This is a genomic window from Arthrospira sp. PCC 9901 (assembly GCF_059013425.1).
In genome coordinates, this window is the sequence record NZ_CP102296.1 from 2,349,968 (window position 1) to 2,365,725 (window position 15,758).

A 15,758-nucleotide genomic window follows, 5' to 3' on the forward strand; every position below is an offset into this window, starting at 1 on the left:
TAAACATGGATAGTTACATAATGTTAACTTCCTGTCTAATTCCGATAAAATTGATGTTACTCATGTTCTTGGTCTTCTTCATCATCAGGGCGAGATTTGCGAGACTTGTTAAACCTTTTATTTTTGATGGCAATATCTTCATTCATAGTCCGAATTAACCAATAACTAGCAGCCAAAGCTAAACTCGCACCCGCCAAAGCGATCACATCGATTTTTTGATATTTATTGGTGTCAAAAATGATAATCTTTCGGGATACAGCAATTAAAGCTGTCACCACCACTAACTCAACTTGAACAATATGCTTTTTTAAATAAGCTGTTATATTTTCCAGCAACTCCAAAGCAATTAAAATATTCAAGAATAGCCCAAAAATCTCAATTAAAGTTGCATCAAAAAACCCGGTTGGCTTGGAGGTAAATAAATCCGACAATAACACTCTAATTAAATCCACCAGAGAAACGATGATTACCAAAATTAAAGCCACGGACAAAATTTTAGAGACGCAATTCTCCACCCAGTGAATTATCCCCAAAAAATTCTCATCTTGAAACTGATTTAAAATTCGCTGCAACTTTTTTTTAAACATTGGGTTTATCCGTGATATAATTTAATTCGGCATTATCTTGGGGTTGATAATCAATCAATTGACGGGCGTTGTCAATGTTCCAAATCCGATTAGTATTGTTAGAAACCCCATAAAAAATCTGAAAACCCAAATCTTGATGATCTAGGGATTTTTGCACCAATTGCGCCAAATCTCTGGGACTACACCAAGTTTTCAAACTGCGATCGCTATTAGGATATGGCAAAAATGAACCAATCCGCAAGCAAATAATCGACATCCCATATTGGTCTACAAACAACTGCGCCAACGCCTCCCCAAAAGCCTTACCAACCCCATATAAAGAATCAGGTCTCACGACCATTTCCGGGGTGATATGGGACTCTCCCATAACTTCTCGCCACCCGGAAACATGATTACTACTAGCATAAATTAACTGCTTTATCCCCACCCGTCTCGCCGCCTCAAAGACATTATAAGTTCCCGCAATTCCCCCCCGATAGACATCCTCCCAAGGCTGTTGTATGTCTGGGTTACTCGCCAAATGAATTACTCCATCAACCCCGTCCATAGCCTGGGATACTGCTTCAAAATCAGTAATATCGGCTATGATGACATCATCAGCACCAGAAATCGGTTTAAGATCCAAACATCGGAATTGGTAACAGCCAGCTAACAATTCTCGAAGCGATCGGCCAATTTGTCCAGCCGCACCCGTAATCAGAACCTTTCGCATTTCCTTTGTCAACCAGTCAAATCCATTCTGATTCTAACATTAACCTGTCATGATTTTAACCCTATTAGAAAATCCAATTGTTAGATTATACATCAATTTAATTGGCTGGGCTTTACTAGGATTTATTCTCGGCAAAAAACTCCCCGATAGTACATCTAAGTATTTAGGCCAGTTTCTCTATTGGATTGGTGTTCCCCTCGGCATCATTGCCTTTATGCGGGGAGTTGATATCTCTGGATATATTTGGATTTCGCCTATAGCTGGATGGCTTGCCATGTTTATTGGGGCAGTTTTTGCGCGTTTTTGGATGGAATTAGAAATCAGTGATGAACGCATTAAAGCTATAGCTTCTGGCCTGATTGATCCCCGCCATTTAAAAGCAGATAAACCCATCCCAGACACCGCCTGGACTCGACCAACCCAAGGCAGTTTTTTACTAGCTATGATGGTAGGAAATACCTCTTATTTAGGCTTTCCTGTAGTCTTGTCTTTAATTGGTCCTGAATACTTTTTATGGGCAGTCCTTTATAATACCCTCGCCACCAGTCCCGGACTCCACGGCATCGGCTATATGATTTCGGCTAATTATGGGAATAATCCCCTAGCACAACGTCGGAAAAGTCCACTACAAATTATTTTCGGAAATCCGGCTTTATGGAGTTTTGGGTTTGGGTTTTTTTTCCGCCATGTTCCCCTCCCAGACCTGGCAGAAAATGGTTTAAGAACTTCGGCTTGGTCTATTGTCACGTTAGCGATTATTATGATTGGGATTCAACTTAGTCAATTAGGGAAACTGCAAAAATTAAGCCAAGCGTTAATTTGTCTGGCTATTAAAATGATTGTAGTTCCGTTAGTAGTAGGAACAGGTTTGATGTTTTTGGGAGTGACAGGTTTACCGAGATTAGCTATTGTTCTCCAAATGGCTATGCCGCCTTCTATTGCTACGGTAATTTATGCGATCGCCTACGGTCTTGACAAGGATTTATCCGTAGCTACTGTAGCTTTAGGTTCCGTGGGTTTATTAATGACAATCCCGATGTGGTTATGGCTATTTGCGCCTTAAAATTAAATCGGTAGCATGGTAAACAATAGCATCAAATTCCGAGGGATCTAAACTGGCGGGGTCGCGATAGCCTAAATTAATGCGATCGCACATTTTCTCATCAATATATTCCGATGCCAAAAACACCTTAATTCTCTGTAAATGCTGCCCAACCCTAATTAAATGACTAGCCACTAGGGGATTATTTAACTCTCCCGAATCAACCCAGGTTTTCACCTGTTCAGGAATAGCATAACCGAATTGATTAATAATATCCCCGTGGGTGGCAGAAATCCCCTCAGCCAACTTCCCTCTCACCACCAAAGTTCCCCCATCTCTGACCATATCTGCACAGTTATAAACGGCTTTAGCAGCCTGCCAAAAATCTGCACTTTTGTCATCCACAATAGCCAGCAATTTATCGCAGGGTTCAACAGTTTTTAAAAACAATTTAGCACTAAGTGCGGCCGCCTGACGATAGGAAGATTGTAAATCACCCACAAACACATCGACAATACCAGTGGGAAGGGTAACAAAGTTAACGGAAACGAAAGTAGCCGGAAAGGCTTGAGTAGCTAACTCTCCCACTTGAGCTAATATATCCCTAATTGGGTTATCCACTTTTGCCATAATTTCTTCAGTAGGGAAGAGGTTACTTTTCCAGTGAGTGTAATCAATTATGGCTTGATTAGCAATTCCCGGACACAGATATTTTGTCCCCCCAGAAAATCCCACAACTCGATGAGGAAATACACTCCCCAAACACATGACGACATCCTGATTCATCATCACCCTGTTTAACTTGACAGTGACCCCATCAATCACGCCAATTTCGACTAAATGACTATCATCAAAGGCATTATGATTTAACAGGTTTATCTGTTCAGCTTCTCTGGGGGATATTCCCAATTTATTGAGCATTTCGGTCTCAGTCATCGGTCGATGAGTTCCCAAGGCAAAGATTACGGTAATTTCTGGGGATAAACTTCTGTTAATAAAGGCTAATAATTGGGGAAAAAAGAGGTCAATAGGTGTGGAACGGGTGACATCTTCACAGATAATCAGAAGGCGATCGCACCGTTGATTTATGGACAACAAATAATCGGTTATTGTGCCGACAATAGCATCAACAGAAATCAGACTAACTGTTTCTAGGGTGATAATTTTCATACTCACTTAAATATCAGCAATTAGCGCCATCAAATCATGAAAGTAGGTTGGGTGCAACCCAACACCATCAAATCATGAAAGTAGGTTGGGTGCAACCCAACACCGTCATCTGATGAAAGTAGGTTGGGTAACCCAACACCGTCATCTCATGAAAGTAGGTTGGGTAACCCAACACCGTCATCTGATGAAAGTAGGTTGGGTAACCCAACACCGTCATCTGATGAAAGTAGGTTAGGTGCAACCCAACACCGTCATCTGATGAAAGTAGGTTGGGTGCAACCCAACACCGTCATCTGATGAAAGTAGGTTAGGTGCAACCCAACCCCATCAATCAACCCCTTCTCTAACCCCTCACCCAACCGCCGCCAAATCACCCATTTCAGCCATCCTTAAAAAAACTCCCAAAATCCCAGTTTTACCCCTTGACAAATCCCGAAACTTGACTTATTATTAAAGAATGGAAATCCGTGGCGACATATATATGCCTATAAACGGGTCAAGGTTCTAATTAGGCAGTAAATCGAAAAAAGCGATCGCACTTTCAGCCCATCTCATAGACAAGTAGCTAAACGGAAAGCCGCCCAACCATCACCTACCCCCAACCGAAGATATTACCATCTTCTAAACTGACATTAGTAACCCCTTCCAGGACACCCACCAGTTGGTCAGAACCGGCTACATAAATAGCTGTACCACTATGAAAACCGCTGGGTAGTGACCCAATTTCATAGTCATCAGGGCTACCGAGCAAAACCACCATATCCTGATTTACCTGAAAGTCAGTTACTATGCTGTAACCTTCTCCCGGAAGCATTACCAAAGTATCATTTCCCTCGCCTCCCACCAGAGTATCAACACCTTGAGTGCCTCCAAATAGGATATCATTACCCTGGTCTCCAAACAAAATCTGATTCCCATTACCTGCTACCAACGTATCATTCCCCTGACCACCATAAAGGGAATCATTCCCGTCGCCTCCAAATAGGATATCATCATCCTTATTTCCCAATAGGATATCATCCCCCTCACCAGCAACTAAGATATCATTACCCTGACCGCCAAACAGAGTATTATTTCCCTGGGAAACCTGGAGCCAATCATCACCTTGAAAACCCAGCAAAGTTTCATCAGAAGCCGTCCCGATAATTACATCATGATGGTCAGTCCCAAACCATTGATTGGGTAAAGGTTGAGTAATAGAGCCTTGATTCTCGGTTGGCAAAACTCCCGTAATTTGAGGCGGGAAACTATCCCAATTAATGACTTGATGAATTTCTGGTCTCTCCGGTGTGTCAGCACCATCTACTATCAACCTGCTAATAAAGGCATCACCGCCACCACTATTGGTTTGTCCATCTAGGTCGCCCGTAGTCTCGCCCGCCACATAAATAGACCCATCACTACCGGTGGTCAGGGCACGAGGCACGTCAGCCTCACCGCTTCCCAACAGGCGCGTCCAGTCTTTAGTGCCATCAGGCTGGAACCTACTGATAAAGCCATCAGCCATACCACTATTGATTTGTCCGTCTAGGTTGCCCCCAGTCCAGCCCGCCACATAAATAGACCCATCACTACCGGTGGTCAGGGCTGATGCCCCCTCATACTCACCGCTTCCCAACAGGCGAGTCCAGTCTTGAGTACCATCAGGCTGGAACCTGCTGATAAAGGCATCAAACTCAGCATAAAAACCACTACGGGTTTGCCCATCTAAGTTGCCCATAGTCTCGCCCGCCACATAAATCGAGCCATCACTACCCGTGGTCAGGGCTGATGCATAGTCAGGTCCCCAGGTTCCCAACAGGCGCGTCCAGTCTTGAGTGCCATCAGGCTGGAACCTACTGATAAAGGCATCAGCGTCACCACTATTGATTTGTCCGTCTAGGTCGCCATCAGTATAGCCGGCTACATAAATCGAGCCATCACTACCGGTGGTCAGGGCATTAGCCACGTCAAAATTACTGGTTCCCAACAGGCGCGTCCAGGCTTTAGTGCCATCAGGCTGGAACCTGCTGATAAAGGCATCCCCCTCACCACTATTGGTTTGTCCGTCTAGGTCGCCATCAGTATAGCCGGCTACATAAATCGAGCCATCACTACCGGTGGTCAGGGCTAATGCCTGGTCCCAAGCACTGGTTCCCAACAGGCGCGTCCAGGCTTTAGTGCCATCAGGCTGGAACCTGCTGATAAAGGCATCCCATTCGCCACTATTGGTTTGTCCATTTAGGTCGCCATCAGTATAGCCGGCTACATAAATCGAGCCATCAAGGCCAGTGGTCAGGGCTGATGCCACGTCATACTCACCGCTTCCCAACAGGCGCGTCCAGGCTTTAGTGCCATCAGGCTGGAACCTGGTGATAAAGGCATCAGCGGCACCACTATTGGTTTGTCCGTCTAGGTCGCCATCAGTATAGCCGGCTACATAAATCGAGCCATCACTACCGGTGGTCAGGGCTAATGCCTGGTCCCAAGCACTGGTTCCCAACAGGCGCGTCCAGGCGAACTCTGGCGGCGCGGACATCTGTACTGCTACTGGTTCACCTTCTACCCCACTGAATCCCTGTGAGGGCATGAAATTCTGAGAATCTGATGATTCAAAAATATCGGATATTTCGCTAGTATTGTTCATTAGGGTATCCCCCTCCAATGGAGCCATAAAGATTTCATACCTGGATTGGTATTTACATGGCTAACGACAATTGTACTTGGCTGTAAATATAACTGGCCACCATCAGGGCTTAAAAAAAGCGATCGCACCATTTCCCCACACTCTCTAAAACCAGCTACCAATCAGCAGATTAGGCAATCCTAAAAAAACTAAAAAAATCCCGATTTTTGCCTTGACAAATACGAGGGCTTGACTTATTATTAAAGAATGGGAAACCGTGCCGACATATATAATGTTTTTTTGAGCCTATAGCTCTGAGTAGGTTGGGTGAAACCCAACAGCGGTGAGATGGTGGCGTTGGGTTCCGTTCCTCCACCCAACCTACTTAAATAGGCTATATAACCGGCCACCATCATTCTTAAAAAAAGCGATCACACCATTTCCCCACACTCTCTAAAACCCGCTACCAATCAGCAGATTAGGCAATCCTAAAAAAACTAAAAAAATCCCGATTTTTGCCTTGACAAATCCCGGAACTTGACTTATCATTAAACAATGGGAAACCGTGCCGACATATATAATGGTTTTTTGAGCCTATAGCTCTGAGTAGGTTGGGTGAAACCCAACAGCGGTGAGATGGTGGCGTTGGGTTCCGTTCCTCCACCCAACCTACTTAAATAGGCTATATAACCGGCCACCATCATTCTTAAAAAAAGCGATCGCACCATTTCCCCACACTCTCTAAAACCCGCTACCAATCAGCAGATTAGGCAATCCTAAAAAAACTAAAAAAATCCCGATTTTTGCCTTGACAAATCCCGGAACTTGACTTATCATTAAACAATGGGAAACCGTGCCGACATATATAATGGTTTTTTGAGCCTATAGCTCTGAGTAGGTTGGGTGAAACCCAACAGCGGTGAGATGGTGGTGTTGGGTTCCGTTCCTCCACCCAACCTACTTAAATAGGCTATATAACCGGCCACCATCATTCTTAAAAAAAGCGATCGCACCATTTCCCCACACTCTCTAAAACCCGCTACCAATCAGCAGATTAGGCAATCCTAAAAAAACTAACAAAATCCCGATTTTTCCCTTGACAAATCCCGCGACTTGACTTATTATTAAAGAATGGGAAACCGTGCCGACATATATAATGTTTTTTTGAGCCTATAGCTCTGAGTAGGTTGGGTGAAACCCAACAGCGGTGAGATGGTGGCGTTGGGTTCCGTTCCTCCACCCAACCTACTTAAATAGGCTATATAACCGGCCACCATCATTCTTAAAAAAAGCGATCGCACTATTACCTCACACTCTCTAAAACCCCCCACTCATCAGCAGCTTAGGCAATACCAAAAAAACTCTAAAAATCCCAATTTTTGCCTTGACAAATATGGGAGCTTGACTTATTATTAAATAATTGAAAACCGTGCCGACATATATAATAGTTTTTTGAGCCTATAGATCTGGGTAGTAGGTTGGGTGAAACCCAACAGCGGTGAGATGGTGGCGTTGGGTTCCGTTCCTCCACCCAACCTACTTAAATAGGCTATATAACCGGCTACCATCAGGGCGGAAAAAAAGCGATCGCACCATTTCCCCACACTCTCTAAAACCCGCTACCAATTAGCAGATTAGGCAATCCTAAAAAAACTCTAAAAATCCCGATTTTTCCCCTTGACAAATCCCGCGACTTGACTTATTATTAGATAATGGGAAACCGTGCCGACATATATAATGTTTTTTTGAGCCTATAGCTCTGAGTAGGTTGGGTGAAACCCAACAGCGGTGAGATGGTGGTGTTGGGTTCCGTTCCTCCACCCAACCTACTTAAATAGGCTATATAACCGGCTACCATCAGGGCGGAAAAAAAGCGATCGCACCATTTCCCCACACTCTCTAAAACCCGCTACCAATCAGCAGATTAGGCAATCCTAAAAAAACTCTAAAAATCCCGATTTTTCCCTTGACAAATCCCGCGACTTGACTTATTATTAAAGAATGGGAAACCGTGCCGACATATATAATGTTTTTTTGAGCCTATAGCTCTGAGTAGGTTGGGTGAAACCCAACAGCGGTGAGATGGTGGCGTTGGGTTCCGTTCCTCCACCCAACCTACTTAAATAGGCTATATAACCGGCCACCATCAGGGCGGAAAAAAAGCGATCGCACCATTTCCCCACACTCTCTAAAACCCGCTACCAATCAGCAGATTAGGCAATCCTAAAAAAACTCTAAAAATCCCGATTTTTCCCCTTGACAAATCCCAGGGCTTGACTTATTGTTCAATAATGGGAAACCGTGCCGACATATATAATGGTTTTTTGAGCCTATAGCTCTGGGTAGGTTGGGTGAAACCCAACAGCGGTGAGATGGTGGCGTTGGGTTCCGTTCCTCCACCCAACCTACTTAAATAGGCTATATAACCGGCTACCATCAGGGCGGAAAAAAAGCGATCGCACCATTTCCCCACACTCTCTAAAACCCGCTACCAATCAGCAGATTAGGCAATCCTAAAAAAACTCTAAAAATCCCGATTTTTCCCTTGACAAATCCCGCGACTTGACTTATTATTAAAGAATGGGAAACCGTGCCGACATATATAATGTTTTTTTGAGCCTATAGCTCTGAGTAGGTTGGGTGAAACCCAACAGCGGTGAGATGGTGGCGTTGGGTTCCGTTCCTCCACCCAACCTACTTAAATAGGCTATATAACCGGCCACCATCATTCTTAAAAAAAGCGATCGCACCATTTCCCCACACTCTCTAAAACCCGCTACCAATCAGCAGATTAGGCAATCCTAAAAAAACTCTAAAAATCCCGATTTTTCCCCTTGACAAATCCCGGCACTTGACTTATTATTAAAGAATGGGAAACCGTGCCGACATATATAATGGTTTTTTGAGCCTATAGAGAAGTGGGGTTAAATAGCCATTCAACCCCACCTCATCAATCGGAACTTAATTCCCCAGGATTACACTACAAAGAAATCCTCAACCGGAATCTCTCCGAAACCTGGTAAATCCCCCGTATATCCAGTGATATTGATAACTAAATCATTCCGGGGCTGAAAACCACCAACATTATCATTAATCACCAGATAAGTGCCGCGAATATCGGCATGAGTCGCCCTGACTAATGCAGCACTATTAGGTTGTAATCGTTGTCGTCCGGCTTGTCCGCCATCAGCATTACGAAATACCTGATTAACCAGCCTTCGCAGGTTAGGAGCATTGCTATTTCCAGCGCGGGTCAAATTCTCAGGAGCCCCGATATCCCGTCCGCGTCGGTTCAGCAAGTCAATTTTATCAGTACCGATTTCCAAGTCGGTAATATGGTCAGGAGCCGCTACCCTCGATTCCCCAAACTGGAACACAAAGATATCAGCACCACGACCACCAGTGAGAATATCTTGACCGGGACCACCGTTGAGGGTGTCGTTACCAGCACCACCGATTAAAGTATCCCGACCGGGACCACCAAGGAGGCTGTCATTTCCTGGACCTCCATCTAAATAATCGTTACCTTTTCCACCGATTAAAGTATCGTGACCCGCACCACCAAGGAGGCGATCGTTTCCCGGACCTCCATCTAAATAATCGTTACCTTTTCCACCGATTAAAGTATCATTACCTGCTAATCCATAGATGGTGTCATGACCAGGGGTTCCTCGTAATAAATCATTGCCACGAGTACCCCTAATTGGTTCTGGTTCGGGTGGTTCCGTTGGTGGTACGGGTATTTCCGGTGGTGTCGGTTCCGATTCTGGTGGTTCGACTACAGGTATGGGTGGTTCCGGTTCTGCGGGTGGTTCCGGTTCTGCGGGAGACCCAACTATCCAATCTTGTTGGACGTTTTCCGAATCCACCACAACTCGATAATTGGCTGTATCTGTTTTACCGTCTCCATTCCAATCACCGGAAAAAGTTACTGTATAGGAGGTATTTGGATGAACTTCTAAGCTATAACCCCCCGAATCCCAGGTTGTAGTGGTGAATACCTGACTATTATCGTTGGTATTAACTGCTCTAACCGTTAGTCCACCAATACCTTCACCAACTGTATAGAAGTTATCCTCAGTCACAGTATCACTATAAGCCACACCCAGAATAAAGGGTCCCCTGTCACTGGAATAAGCAAAATTCTGGGTAGTCATTACCGAATTATAAGTCCGCCCGGTCGAGGTAAAATCTCCTTGTAGGGAAGCCAGTCCAACCTCCCGGAAATCAGCGTTCATTAAGTTCTGACGATGACCTGTAGTTGACTGAAAAAGTCTTTCATAGTTCCCCTGAACTCTCTCAGTAAAGTCAATATCTCCAGTGCTTCCTGACCAAGAAATATTTTCACCACTCATCGATCGCCCAGAAAAGGGATAACCAGCGATCTCCATACGCTCACGAAATGTTGTACCATCAATACCATCATGAGAGAAATAGTTATCATCCAGCATAGACTGGCTGTGGGTTTCCGCCGCTGCATTCAGGTTTAGGTTGAATGCTAAAGGTTGTTTTGGTTCAGTGGTAATTGTTCCCGCAGCAATTCCTTTATTGAGATATCCATCCAGATATAGATTAGCTTCACCTTGAGGCGATCGCCGACCACGGTTGATCAATTCCAGCATATATTGGTCTTGAGGAGAAGGATATCTAATAGCCATGTTATTGTCACTCCTTGTGATAGTTGTAAATGATTGATGAGCAATGATTCCCTCATCAACCTTGTATACCAACCCGATCACATTACGAAAGCTATCAGTAACACCTATCTGCTGCTCAAAACCAGACGGTTGTTCACTGCCTCAACTCAGTTGATGCTGCATCTGTCTTCAATCCTATCCCTTACCTGGGGCGGACTCAACACCCAATTAGTTCCTGGCTAAAGCTATCTAGCCGTAATATTTGTGGGCGCTATTACTTAATTATTATACCTGCCTATCAACTCGCCTTTTATACCAAATCATTTTTGGGTTAGCATGGTTAACAAAATTGAGATGCTATTACACACTCAATATCAGAGGCTTACATATTCCTCTAATTTCTATTATATTTTCCCCAAAATGGAACGTCAAGTCCGCATCCCTTCCCAAAGGCGATCGCTTCCTACTACTCTCCTGCTAATCCCCGGCAATCAACAGTTTAGGCAATCCTAAAAAAACTCTAAAAATCTGGGATTTTTCTCTTGACAAATTCTATGACTTGACTTATGATTAGAGAATGGGAAACCGTGCCGACATATATATAAGGGGTTTAAGCCCCCACCCCCATTTCTGGGAAGGGGTGGTGGTGAGTAGGTGGGGTTAAAAAATCACCCCAACCCACATTATTTAACTAAATCAACTCAATACTCAATCTGTACTTCGTCCGAGCGCTAACATGGGGATGTACCCGCACATGGTAAATTCCGGGTTCAAGGTCTCGTTGGGTAATAGTTTCTGCCTGAGTATCTGGATTATTAGATTGGTCTATCAACTCACCCAGGCTACCCAACAATTGCAGGTTAGCATTTGCCACTAGGTCATCAAGGTTGATTGTGACAGTACCGGTACGATTCAGTCTGAAGCTGTAATAATCATTGACATCACGCTTTTCTGATTCAATAAAGCCGATTCGGTTCGTCCTAACGATTTCACCAGTAAGGTTGCCAAGCACAAAGGGGTTACCCAAACTATTACCCAGTTCTGGGTCATCGTCATCAAGAATAGTACCCGTAGCTTCACCCCGTTCCAACTCGGCATTTTGTGGGTCACTGAGAATTACCTTAAAGGTTTGATCCGGTTCGATTTTGGTATCTCCAATCACCGGAACTCTGATCACCCTTTCCGTTTCGCCTCGCGGGAAAATTAGCTCTCCGCTAGTTGGTTCATAGTCACTGTCAGCCACCTTAGCCGTGCCATCCTTGGTAGTATAATTAACTCTCACGATTTGGTTACTCGGACGGTCGAGAGTTACCTTAAATTCCGCAAAACTGCGACCGCGATCGCCTTCCAGTATTTGGGTGTCTGCAATGGAGATATTGGCACTAACGAGTCCATCATCATTAAGAATAGTACCCGTAGCTTCATCCCGACCCAAATCGGCATTTTCCGGTTCACTGAGAATTACTTTAAAGGTTTCATCCGGTTCGACTTCCGTATCTCCAATCACCGGAACTCTGATCACCCTTTCCGTTTGACCCCTCGCAAAAACTAGCTCTCCGCTAGTTGGCTCATAGTCTCCATCAGCGACGGTAGCCGTGTCATCAGCCGTAGCATAATTAACTCTCACGATTTGGTTACTCGGACTGTTGAGAGTTACCTTAAATTCCGCAAAACTGCGACCGCGATCGCCTTCCAGTATTTGGGTATCTGCTATAGATATTTCTGGTACATCATCATTAAGAATAGTACCCGTAGCTTGACCCCGACCCAACTCGGCATTTTGTGGTTCACTCAGAATTACCCTAAAGGTTTCATCCGGTTCGACTTTGGTATCTCCAAACACCGGAACTCTGATCACCCTTTCCGTTTCCCCTCGCGGAAAAACTAACCGTCCCGTAGTTCGCTGATAGTCACGGTCAGCCACCGTAGCCGTGCCATCAGCCGTATTATAATCCACCCTCACGATTTGGTTACTCGGACTGTTGAGAGTTACCTTAAATTCGGCAAAGCTGCGACCGCGATCGCCTTCCAGTATTTCGGTATCTGCTATAGAGATTTCTGGCACATCATCATTAAGAATAGTGCCGATCGCTTCATCCCGACCCAACTCCGCATTTTCCGGTTCACTGAGAATTACCTTAAAGGTTTCATCCGGTTCGACTTTGGTATCCCCAATCACCGGAACTCTGATCACCCTTTCCGTTTGACCCCTCGGAAAAACTAGCTGTCCGCTAGTCGGCTCATAGTCTTCGTCAGCCACCGTAGCCGTGTCATCAGCCGTAGTAAAATTAACTCTCACCATTTGGTTACTCGGACGGTCAAGAGTTACCTTAAATTCCGCAAAGCTGCGACCGCGATCGCCTTCCAGTATTTGGGTGTCAGAAATCGAAATTTGTGCGATATCGTCATTAATAATAGTACCCGTAGCCTGTCGATTAGCTAAAGTCACATTTTGTGGGTTACTCAGGATTACCCTAAAGGTTTCATCCGGTTCGACTTTAGTATCTCCAATCACCGGAACTCTGATCACCCTTTCCGTTTGACCCCTCCGAAAAACTAGCTCTCCCCTAGTTCTCTCATAGTCACTGTCAGCCACCGTAGCAGTGCCATCACCGGTAGTAAAATTAACTCTCACGATTTGGTCACTAGGACGGTTGAGAGTTACCTTAAATTCCGCAAAACTGCGACCGCGATCGCCTTCCAGTATTTGGGTATCTGCTATAGACATTTCTGGCACTATAATATCATCATCATCATCATCAAGAATAGTGCCGATCGCTTCATCCCGACCCAACTCCGCATTTTCCGGTTCACTGAGAATTACCTTAAAGGTTTCATCCGGTTCGACTTTGGTATCCCCAATCACCGGAACTCTGATCACCCTTTCCGTTTGACCCCTCGGAAAAACTAGCTGTCCGCTAGTCGGCTCATAGTCTTCGTCAGCGACGGTAGCCGTGCCATCAGCCGTAGTAAAATTAACTCTCACCATTTGGTTACTAGGACTGTCGAGAGTTACCTTAAATTCCGCAAAACTGCGACCGCGATCGCCTTCCATTATTTCGGTGTCAGAAATCGAAATTTGTGCGATATCGTCATTAATAATTGTACCCGTAGCCACTGCATTAGCTAAAGTCACATTTTGTGGGTCACTCAGAATTACCCTAAAGGTTTCATCTGGTTCGATTTTGGTATCCCCAAACACCGGAACTCTGATCACCCTTTCCGTTTGACCCCTCGGAAAAATTAACCGTCCGTTAGTTGGATGATAGTCTCGGTCAGCCACGGTAGCCGTGCCATCAGCCGTAGTAAAATTAACTGCGATCATCTGGTCACTGGGACTGTTGAGAGTTACCTTAAATTCCGCAAAACTGCGACCGCGATCGCCTTCCAGTATTTCGGTATCTGCTATAGACATTTCTGGCACATCATCATTAAGAATAGTGCCGATTGCTTCATCCCGACCCAACTCGGCATTTTCCGGTTCACTGAGAATTACCTTAAAGGTTTCATCCGGTTCGAGTTTGGTATCCCCAATCACCGGAACTCTGATCACCCTTTCCGTTTGACCCCTCGGAAAAACTAGCTGTCCGCTAGTCGGCTCATAGTCTTCGTCAGCGACGGTAGCCGTGCCATCAGCCGTAGTAAAATTAACTCTCACAATTTGGTTACTAGGACTGTCGAGAGTTACCTTAAATTCCGCAAAACTGCGACCGCGATCGCCTTCCATTATTTCGGTGTCAGAAATCGAAATTTGTGCGATATCGTCATTAATAATTGTACCCGTAGCCACTGCATTAGCTAAAGTCACATTTTGTGGGTCACTCAGAATTACCCTAAAGGTTTCATCTGGTTCGATTTTGGTATCCCCAATCACCGGAACTCTGATCATCCTTTCCGTTTCGCCTCGCGGAAAAATTAACCGTCCGTTAGTTAGCTGATAATCTCCGTCAGCCACTGTAGCCGTGACATCAGCCGTAGTAAAATTTACTGCGATCATCTGGTCACTGGGACTGTTGAGAGTTACCGGAAATTCCGCAAAACTGCGACCGCGATCGCCTTCCAGTATTTCGGTATCTGCTATAGACATTTCCGGGAAAAAGTTGGCAGGATTATCAATGACAATATCTTCATTGGCTTCTACCTCAACCAACCCACCCAAAATCATTACTCGGTCATCTTTATTCCTCAAATAAGTTAGATCAACTTCACTCAATACCTCCCCATTCACTAACCGCATGAATAACTCTCCCTCATCCCCAGGAGAGTCAATTTCATTTAATTGGGAGTCTATATAATGCCCGAATTCCTCCGTGATCACATTTACCAGTTGATCACTGTGAATTATCGCATCCGATAAATATACCGTACCCGTCAGAGAGTCAAAACCGCCATTAACACCATTCATTAGGTCTGATGACACTACTATCATATCTGGGAGTTGGCTACTCTTAGCTAAAGCCTCGATGATAGTTGCACCTAATTCCACATCCGTATATTCACCGAAAGCCGTTTGTAAATCTGCCTCAAAATTAGCTGAGGCGACAAACTCTGTTAATTGTTGGTTAACCTGAGTCAATGCCGCCTCGATTTCTAATGCTGCTGTCAGTGGTTTTACGGATACATCACCTATGAATCCCAGTGAGGGTAAGGGATTCAGATAGTCCGGTGGATCTGGTACTGTCAGACCCAATATTTCACTAGTATTTTCCATGGTGGCTTACTCCCTAGGTACATAAGGCCATAATCGTTTATGGTAGGGGCAATTCATCAATTACCCCGGTGGCAATGGTGAAATGTGACTAAATATGACGAATGCAATAAGATTGCTATATTTGCCTAGTTCTCCCCGCAATACCAATTTTATTCTACCTCAAATATTATGTCAACTCCGAATCGGGTCAAAAAGGCGATCGCTTCCCACTGATATGCTGCTAATCCCCTGATATAAAACAGTTCTCGACTTGATCAGATTTTCTCTTGACAAATTCCAGAACTTGACTTATTA

General features: G+C 44.7%; 8 protein-coding genes. 2 read left to right on the top strand and 6 right to left on the bottom strand.

All coding sequences use genetic code 11. From position 1 onward, the window contains the following. Positions 1-56 precede the first annotated feature (56 nt). Both NLZ44_RS10255 and NLZ44_RS10260 read right to left on the bottom strand, forming a co-directional pair. A complete protein-coding gene (locus NLZ44_RS10255; protein ID WP_493752693.1) occupies positions 57-587 on the bottom strand; it encodes a phosphate-starvation-inducible PsiE family protein in 531 nt (176 codons plus the stop codon). Beyond that, positions 580-1,299, bottom strand: coding sequence for an NAD-dependent epimerase/dehydratase family protein (locus NLZ44_RS10260; RefSeq protein ID WP_493752694.1), 720 nt, complete (start codon positions 1,297-1,299; stop codon positions 580-582). The genes NLZ44_RS10255 and NLZ44_RS10260 overlap by 8 nt, the downstream gene beginning before the upstream one ends. A 49-nt stretch (positions 1,300-1,348) precedes the next feature. On the opposite strand from NLZ44_RS10260, the gene NLZ44_RS10265 reads away from it, so the two are divergent. After that, the gene (locus NLZ44_RS10265; RefSeq protein ID WP_493752695.1) at positions 1,349-2,362 is read left to right on the top strand and encodes an AEC family transporter; all 1,014 of its coding nucleotides are present in this window, start codon (positions 1,349-1,351) and stop codon (positions 2,360-2,362) included. Here NLZ44_RS10265 and NLZ44_RS10270 read toward each other — a convergent pair. From NLZ44_RS10270 to NLZ44_RS10280, 3 genes are all read right to left on the bottom strand, one after another. Beyond that, positions 2,348-3,511, bottom strand: a complete 1,164-nt coding sequence (locus tag NLZ44_RS10270) for a lactate racemase domain-containing protein (protein WP_493752981.1) — start codon at positions 3,509-3,511, stop codon at positions 2,348-2,350. The two genes, NLZ44_RS10265 and NLZ44_RS10270, sit on opposite strands and share 15 nt — an antisense overlap. Before the next feature lie 592 nt (positions 3,512-4,103). Next, complete coding sequence (locus tag NLZ44_RS10275) at positions 4,104-6,137, bottom strand: SBBP repeat-containing protein (protein WP_493752696.1); 2,034 nt, start codon at positions 6,135-6,137, stop codon at positions 4,104-4,106. A 2,954-nt stretch (positions 6,138-9,091) separates the two neighbouring features. Then, positions 9,092-10,774 (bottom strand): bluetail domain-containing putative surface protein, encoded by a 1,683-nt coding sequence (locus NLZ44_RS10280; protein WP_493752697.1) that lies wholly within the window; start codon positions 10,772-10,774, stop codon positions 9,092-9,094. A gap of 315 nt (positions 10,775-11,089) precedes the next feature. On the opposite strand from NLZ44_RS10280, the gene NLZ44_RS10285 reads away from it, so the two are divergent. Next, a complete protein-coding gene (locus NLZ44_RS10285) occupies positions 11,090-11,266 on the top strand; it encodes a hypothetical protein (RefSeq protein ID WP_493752698.1) in 177 nt (58 codons plus the stop codon). Between the two features lie 178 nt (positions 11,267-11,444). Here the strand turns inward: NLZ44_RS10285 and NLZ44_RS10290 are convergent, their stop codons facing one another. Then, positions 11,445-15,464 carry a Calx-beta domain-containing protein gene (locus NLZ44_RS10290; RefSeq protein ID WP_493752699.1) on the bottom strand — a complete coding sequence of 1,340 codons (4,020 nt, stop codon included), beginning with the start codon at positions 15,462-15,464 and terminating at the stop codon, positions 11,445-11,447. Positions 15,465-15,758: the final 294 nt, after the last annotated feature.

Excerpts from the sequence above, each read along its gene's own strand:
- NLZ44_RS10255 (WP_493752693.1), bottom strand. The coding sequence starts at position 587 with ATGTTTAAAAAAAAGTTGCAGCGAATTTTAAATCAGTTTCAAGATGAG.
- NLZ44_RS10260 (WP_493752694.1), bottom strand. The coding sequence starts at position 1,299 with ATGCGAAAGGTTCTGATTACGGGTGCGGCTGGACAAATTGGCCGATCG.
- NLZ44_RS10265 (WP_493752695.1), top strand. The coding sequence starts at position 1,349 with ATGATTTTAACCCTATTAGAAAATCCAATTGTTAGATTATACATCAAT.
- NLZ44_RS10270 (WP_493752981.1), bottom strand. The coding sequence starts at position 3,511 with ATGAAAATTATCACCCTAGAAACAGTTAGTCTGATTTCTGTTGATGCT.
- NLZ44_RS10275 (WP_493752696.1), bottom strand. The coding sequence starts at position 6,137 with ATGAACAATACTAGCGAAATATCCGATATTTTTGAATCATCAGATTCT.
- NLZ44_RS10280 (WP_493752697.1), bottom strand. The coding sequence starts at position 10,774 with ATGGCTATTAGATATCCTTCTCCTCAAGACCAATATATGCTGGAATTG.
- NLZ44_RS10285 (WP_493752698.1), top strand. The coding sequence starts at position 11,090 with ATGGTTAACAAAATTGAGATGCTATTACACACTCAATATCAGAGGCTT.
- NLZ44_RS10290 (WP_493752699.1), bottom strand. The coding sequence starts at position 15,464 with ATGGAAAATACTAGTGAAATATTGGGTCTGACAGTACCAGATCCACCG.